This is a genomic window from Flavobacterium cyanobacteriorum, from assembly GCF_002251835.1.
GTDB lineage: Bacteria > Bacteroidota > Bacteroidia > Flavobacteriales > Flavobacteriaceae > Flavobacterium > Flavobacterium cyanobacteriorum.
Genome location: NZ_NOXV01000102.1, coordinates 1 through 4,268, shown reverse-complemented (window position 1 = coordinate 4,268; position 4,268 = coordinate 1). Strand labels below are relative to the sequence as shown.

The 4,268-nt window shown below is 38.6% G+C and carries 4 protein-coding genes and 1 pseudogene; 1 reads left to right on the top strand and 4 read right to left on the bottom strand.

All coding sequences use genetic code 11. The annotated features are described in order from the left end of the window. Window positions 1–8: 8 nt before the first annotated feature. The 4 genes and pseudogenes from CHU92_RS01165 to CHU92_RS01150 form a co-directional block, all read right to left on the bottom strand. Window positions 9–209, bottom strand: coding sequence for a hypothetical protein (locus CHU92_RS01165; RefSeq protein WP_094411767.1), 201 nt, complete (start codon window positions 207–209; stop codon window positions 9–11). Window position 210: 1 nt separating this feature from the next. Beyond that, on the bottom strand, window positions 211–1,068 hold the full coding sequence (locus tag CHU92_RS01160) for a DUF4249 family protein (RefSeq protein ID WP_165764553.1): 858 nt from the start codon (window positions 1,066–1,068) through the stop codon (window positions 211–213). A 4-nt stretch (window positions 1,069–1,072) separates the two neighbouring features. Beyond that, window positions 1,073–3,445, bottom strand: a complete 2,373-nt coding sequence (locus CHU92_RS01155) for a TonB-dependent receptor (protein WP_094411763.1) — start codon at window positions 3,443–3,445, stop codon at window positions 1,073–1,075. 112 nt (window positions 3,446–3,557) lie between these two features. Next, window positions 3,558–3,862, bottom strand: a pseudogene (locus tag CHU92_RS01150) (FAD-binding domain-containing protein); the annotation flags it as partial. 104 nt (window positions 3,863–3,966) lie between these two features. On the opposite strand from CHU92_RS01150, the gene CHU92_RS01145 reads away from it, so the two are divergent. Next, a complete protein-coding gene (locus CHU92_RS01145; RefSeq protein ID WP_129582970.1) occupies window positions 3,967–4,209 on the top strand; it encodes a hypothetical protein in 243 nt (80 codons plus the stop codon). Window positions 4,210–4,268 lie beyond the last annotated feature (59 nt).

Genomic DNA, 4,268 nt, shown 5'->3' with positions numbered 1-4,268 from the left:
GTTAAAAACTAACCATTCTTTTTTTTATTGTTTAGGACGCTATTGTTCCTGGAATAATATATTAGCAGTATAAAAGTAAATGTCCACGGAACCGTAAACACCAGTTCTGTCAGAGCTTCAGCAACACTTTCATCTTCAAGGTCTTTTATGAAGTTAAGCGCATTGATTATAAATGCCGCAATTAAGAAAAAAAATATCCTGTTTTTCAAGCTACTCAGTTATTTGTATACTTTGTTCTTCAATATCGGCTGCATAAAAGAAGCCTAAAGGCCTGTTAGAGGGTGTTGTTACATTTATTACATTGCTGCGTATGGAAGCAGGCGGCGGATTTCCTGTAAAAGAAACACCCTGGTTGCCTGTCTGTTCAAACACCTGATAAAGATATTCAAAATATTTTTGTGAAATTCCAAGCTGTTGTGCTGTGGCAATATCATTTACGGTGAAAGATACTTCTTCATTTGGATTTATGCCAAAGCGCTGCTGCCCGTCAAAAAATTCATCGGAAACAATTAAGGTTTCAGAATTTCCGGGGTCGGGAACAATAGTGTAAATACCATTTTTAAAAACACGGTAATAATAATAATTCTCTATGGCTGCCGGGTCAGTAGAATCAAATTTTAAGAAGTAACCTTCATCTGTAAATAATGTTTCTTCTTCAAATTCAAAATAAAAATTATCAAAAACGGCAACTTCGTTAAGGGTATCATTACCGGTATATGTTTCGCCTCTCCATATAATTGTTATGGTATAAACAGTATTCAGTTCAGGTATAAGTTCGCTGTTGCTATACAGGCCGTTGCCGGTATGTATAAATTCCCATGTGGTAGTACCATCGGTTACGGTTACGGTAGCGTCAGTAACACCCGGGCTGCTGTCCTGTGACAGGTAATTTATTGTTGTAGAAAGTTTTACTGATTGTATGGCTCCGGGATTGTTCCTGTTCCTTTCAATACCTCCTTCAATTACCAGCCTTTCAATAGTAGTAAGGGTAATATCACCTGTTACTGTTTCCTCACAAGAGCATAGCGCAGTAACTGTTAGTAGTATGATTAATCGTAATGTTTTCATATCTCTAAAATTTAAATTCATAAGTTACACTGGGTACTATACCAAAAAATGAAAGTTTTACCGCTTCTGTCCTTCCTGTTGCCACTTCAACATCATTAACTTCACTTACTTCCCTGAAATATATTGAAGATGCATTTTGCCTGTTGTATACATTCACCAGGCTGAATATCCACTTACCGGTCTTCCCGCTACCGGGTTTGGGATTTAACGTAGCAGATAAATCAAGCCTGTGGTAGGTGGGCAGCCTGCTTCCGTTCCTTGAATTATAATCAGCCACAACCAGCCCGTTCTGTTCATAACGGCCTGTAGGGTAAGTAACCGGCCGTCCGGTGCTCAGGCTGAATATACCGCCAAATTCCCATCTTTCACCAAGCTTATACATACCAACAATATTGAGCCTGTGCAGTTGGTCGGCATTGTTAGGATAATAGCGGCTGTTGTTTATCCCCGTTATTTTAGTTTCACTTTTAGATAAGGTGTAGCTTATCCAGCCGGTAAAGTTACCTTCATATTTATTAAGCAATACTTCAACACCATAAGCCCTGCCTGTTCCCTGTATCAATTGTGTTTCAATATCTTCCCTGAAAAGTAGGTCTGCACCCTCTTTAAAATCAGTTACATTATAAAGCCTTTTATAATAGGATTCTACACTCAGTTCGTAGGCATTATTTAAAAAGCTCCTGTAATAGCCTATACCAACCTGGTCGGCAGACTGGGGTTTTATGTAGGGGCCGCTTGGTGTCCACACATCAAGTGGAGTAGGAGATGTAGTGTTGGTTACCAAATGAATGTACTGATACATCCTGTTATAGCCTGCCTTTACTGATGAATTTTCATTTAGAAGATAGCGGAATGACAACCTTGGCTCCAGGTTATTAAACCTGCTGATGATTTCGCCTCGTTTATAGTTCCTGCCCGATATAACTTCATTTTCTTCATAAACATCCTGTACAGGGTTATAAAATATTGGCATCCCGTTATTGTATTGGTTTATAGTTTCCCGGCCCAGCCTTGAAAAATTTGAGAACCTTAGCCCGGGCTGTATCAATAGTTTATCGCTGATTTTATATTCTGTATCGACATAAGCGCCATTCTCAAGGCTGTATTTTTTACTGAAAGTCTGGCTATTTACTGAAGAGTTGTTAAGGGGCGATATTTCTCCGGGGCTAAATACATAATAAAGTATATCTAAACCTGCTCTGGCAGTTACATCATTATTATAATACCATGTAAGCCGTGGCTTTATATTAAAGTTACTTATCCTGGATTTCCAGGTATATTCTGAACCTGACCTTAAATTGTCCAGTTCATAATCATAATTAGAATATACTGCCGATGTTTGCAGGAAAAGCTTATCGCTCAATATGCTTGTCCAGCGTAATGTTCCTGTTGCGTTACCCCATGTAGTCCCTATAAGCCCCGGCAGCTTAAACCTGTCCCTCCCGAAATAGCCCGATAAGTAGAGGTTGTTCTTTGCGTTAAGCTCATAATTGGTTTTCAGGTTAAGGTCGTAAAAGTATAGCCTAGTATCTTTAAATTCGTCATCAATAAATGTAAAAGCATCAATATATGACCTTCTTGCAGCAACCATATAAGATCCCCTTGCGTCTGCCGAATCCCTTTTTGCAAAAGGGCCTTCCACAAGTACCCGGCTTGATATTAACCCTATACCGGCTTCACCGTTAAATTCCTTTTTATTACCTTCTTTCTGCCTTACATCAAGGACAGAGGAAAGCCTGCCACCATAATAGGCTGGTATTCCGCCTTTATAGAGCTTTACATCCTTTATGGCATCAGGATTGAAAACTGAAAAAAAACCAAACAGGTGCGATGCGTTATATATAGTGGCATCATCCAGCAGTACAAGATTTTGGTCTGCACTGCCGCCCCTTACATTAAATCCGCTTGATGCTTCATTAACGCTGGAAACTCCGGGCAATAATTGTATAGTTTTTAAAACATCAGGCTCTCCAAGTATTGCAGGTAATTTTTTTATTACAGATGCTTTCAATGTTGCGGTACCTATCTCAGATGATTGCACCGTATTTCTTTTCTTGGTTACCACTACCTCGGCAAGTTCTTCTACAGCCTGTTCAAGGGCAACATCAAGCCTTAGGTTATTGCCTGTTATTTCTTTTACAATATTTTTATAACCCGTGTAAGAGATTGTTATCTGGGTAGTTTCACCTTCAACAGGTAGGGAAAAATACCCGTATTCATTGGTAGTAGTTGTATTACCTTTAGAATCGAAAATACTGACGCCAAATAATTTTTCACCCGATTTTGCATCGGTTATATATCCTGATATAACTTTTTTTTCCTGAGCATAAATGCTGTCGGCAACAAAAATGATAAGTAACAGAAGAAGCCTGGCCATAATTTTTAAATTTTTATATGGCCAAATTTATTTTTATCGTATCGTGCTGTTGTTCATAAAAATGAAGAACCCGGTAATATCCTGACTAACCCCCTGAAATTGTAATTTAACTTTATGAATTAACAGCCTCCTTATACACCTTCAGTGCTCTTTCGCGTGCTTTTTTATGCTCTACAATGGGTTTATAATGCAGTTCCTGGAACTCCGGCACCCATTTTTTAATGTATTTCAGGTCAGGGCCAAATTTTTTGACTTGTTCAGACGGATTAAAAATCCTGAAGTATGGCGCGGCATCAACACCGCTGCCGGCAGCCCATTGCCAGTTGCCTACGTTGCTGGATTGTTCATAATCCAGCAGCTTTGGGCAAAATAAATATCGCCTCAGCACCAGTCTATAAGCATTTGCTTACAAATAAAAAGCTAAGCAAAAGTTATTTAGTCATAAAGTGTTTTCAGGAAAATGTAATTATGCTGAAATTGCACTGATATTTTCAACTGTATTTAACCTAAACATACTGACCATGAAACTATTATACTTTTTCCTGTTCCTGTTCGGGATGCTGCTTACAGGTTACCTTTTAATAAATGATTTCAGTTTTGATAATATATCTTTCAGTGGCTATCTTATAAACACACTGTTTATTATGATAGTAGGCTGTGCCGCTGTAATTTGCGTGCTTTATATCCTGGGTACAAGGCGGAGAAGGCCGGACAAAGGCATGATGACCATAAGGCAGTACTACCAGTATAAAAGTGCCCGATAATGAACGTATTATAAATAAAAGAAGCCGTCTCACAACTTGAGACGGTTTTTTTACGTTTT

What these genes read in the sequence shown, in the direction of transcription:
- CHU92_RS01160 (WP_165764553.1), bottom strand. Translation starts at nt 1,068, where the DNA reads ATGAAAACATTACGATTAATCATACTACTAACAGTTACTGCGCTATGC.
- CHU92_RS01155 (WP_094411763.1), bottom strand. Translation starts at nt 3,445, where the DNA reads ATGGCCAGGCTTCTTCTGTTACTTATCATTTTTGTTGCCGACAGCATT.
- CHU92_RS01145 (WP_129582970.1), top strand. Translation starts at nt 3,967, where the DNA reads ATGAAACTATTATACTTTTTCCTGTTCCTGTTCGGGATGCTGCTTACA.